This is a genomic window from Gordonia sp. NPDC003429 (assembly GCF_053588575.1).
Window position 1 is genome coordinate 1 of sequence record NZ_JBSFQF010000050.1, and the last position, 1,634, is coordinate 1,634.

General features: G+C 61.3%; 1 protein-coding gene. It reads right to left on the minus strand.

Going from position 1 to position 1,634, the window contains the following annotated elements; translation table 11 throughout:
* Positions 1-15 precede the first annotated feature (15 nt).
* Positions 16-1,521, minus strand: coding sequence for an IS1634 family transposase (locus ACWDSI_RS20410; protein WP_449757680.1), 1,506 nt, complete (start codon positions 1,519-1,521; stop codon positions 16-18).
* Between the last annotated feature and the right edge of the window lie 113 nt (positions 1,522-1,634).

A 1,634-nucleotide genomic window follows, 5' to 3' on the forward strand; every position in this document is an offset into this window, starting at 1 on the left:
CCTGACTTTTATCAATTAGTGCGTACCGGCGACCGCGTTGATCGCGGCTTGGAGGTCCTCGGGTAGTGGGTCGGCGGCGGTCAAGGTCTGTTGTCCGGCCTGGATGGTGATGGTGCGGTAACGGCGGGCGGTGGTGACGAACTTCTTGATCGACCACCCGGTACGGGCTTCGATAATGCGCGTGACTGCAAGGGCTGCGAACACGACGCTGAGGTGGGCACGGATCGAATCTTCCTTGCGCGCGAAGATAGGTCGGGCGGCCAGGTCGGACTTTGACATCCGAAAACTCTTCTCGATCCGCCACAGCTGATGGTACGAGCCGATCACGAAATCGGCTGTCGGAGAATCGATATTGGTGGCATAGGCCTTCCAACCGGCCAGGGTACGGGCCTTGATTTCCAGCTCCCGGTTGACAGTTCGGTCACCGCCTTTCAGCTTGACGAACCGGTTGCGTTTGACCGGGATCTTGCCTTCCACCGCCTTCTCGGCCTTGGCGATCTGCTCGTTGATACCGCGGATGCTGCGGCGAGCCCGATCGGCACTGTAGCGGTAGTACACCACCCGGTGACGGCGGTAGCTGGTCTTGGAGTTCGCCGGCAGTGGCTGGGTCAAGGTCAACCCGTCAGCGGGCGTGGAATTCGGATTGTTTTTGTGCCACTTCTGAATTTGGTACGGGACGCTGGGGATCTTCTCACCCAGGATGAACGACAACCCGGCATCCTCGATGGCCTTCATGTTCGCCGCCGAGATCATCCCGGCATCGGCCACCACCGTCACATCGGTCAGCTTGTGCGCGGTCATGAACGCGGTCAGGGTGGGCATCATCGTCAACGTCTCGGCCTTGTTCCCCTCGAAAGCTTCCATCATCAACGGGAATCCTGTTGCGTCGGTGAGCAACCCGACAGTGATCTGTGGTTCAAGACGACGCTCCTTGGAGAATCCTGGCTCGCGGAATCCATCCGCCTTGTCGGTCTCGAAGTAGAGGGTCGTCACATCGTAGAGACACAACGTGGCCGGCCCCAGACCAGCATGGGCGGCGCACGCGGCCGCCAAGTCGTGACGCCACCGGGCCGTGGCATAGATCGGCAGACGCCGATTCAGGGTGGGATAGGACGCGGCCTCGATCCCGGCCTCGGCCAAGACCCGCAACGAGTCCAGTTTGCTGGTCGGTTCGATGATCCGTGCGATCACGAGATCCCGAAACACCTGGTCACCGCCGGTCGCCGTCTGAAAGCCGAGTTCGTCATACACCCCGGCCACGCTGTCGCAGAGGTGACTCATCCGCGACGAGGTGATCGGCAGCGGCGCGCCAGTACCGCCCGGCGATACACCCACACCCAGATCAAGGGTCTCCTGATCACCGGCGATCCGTTGCGCAGCTACAGCTTTCAACGCCACGATCGCAGCCTCATCATGCGCCGAGCCGAGATGCTCAATATCGCGGGCACCCCGTCGTGACGAGTGCACGATCTGCACCGCAGTCGCTCCCGAAGCGGTCTTCACCGTCCGCACATACGCCACGAACGTAGCCTACGAGACCCCACTTAGTGCGCAAATCCACCCGCCCAACCACACAACACCCCAGGTCAGCGCGCTACGCGTCTACTATGTCCGATTCGGTGATAAAAGTCAGG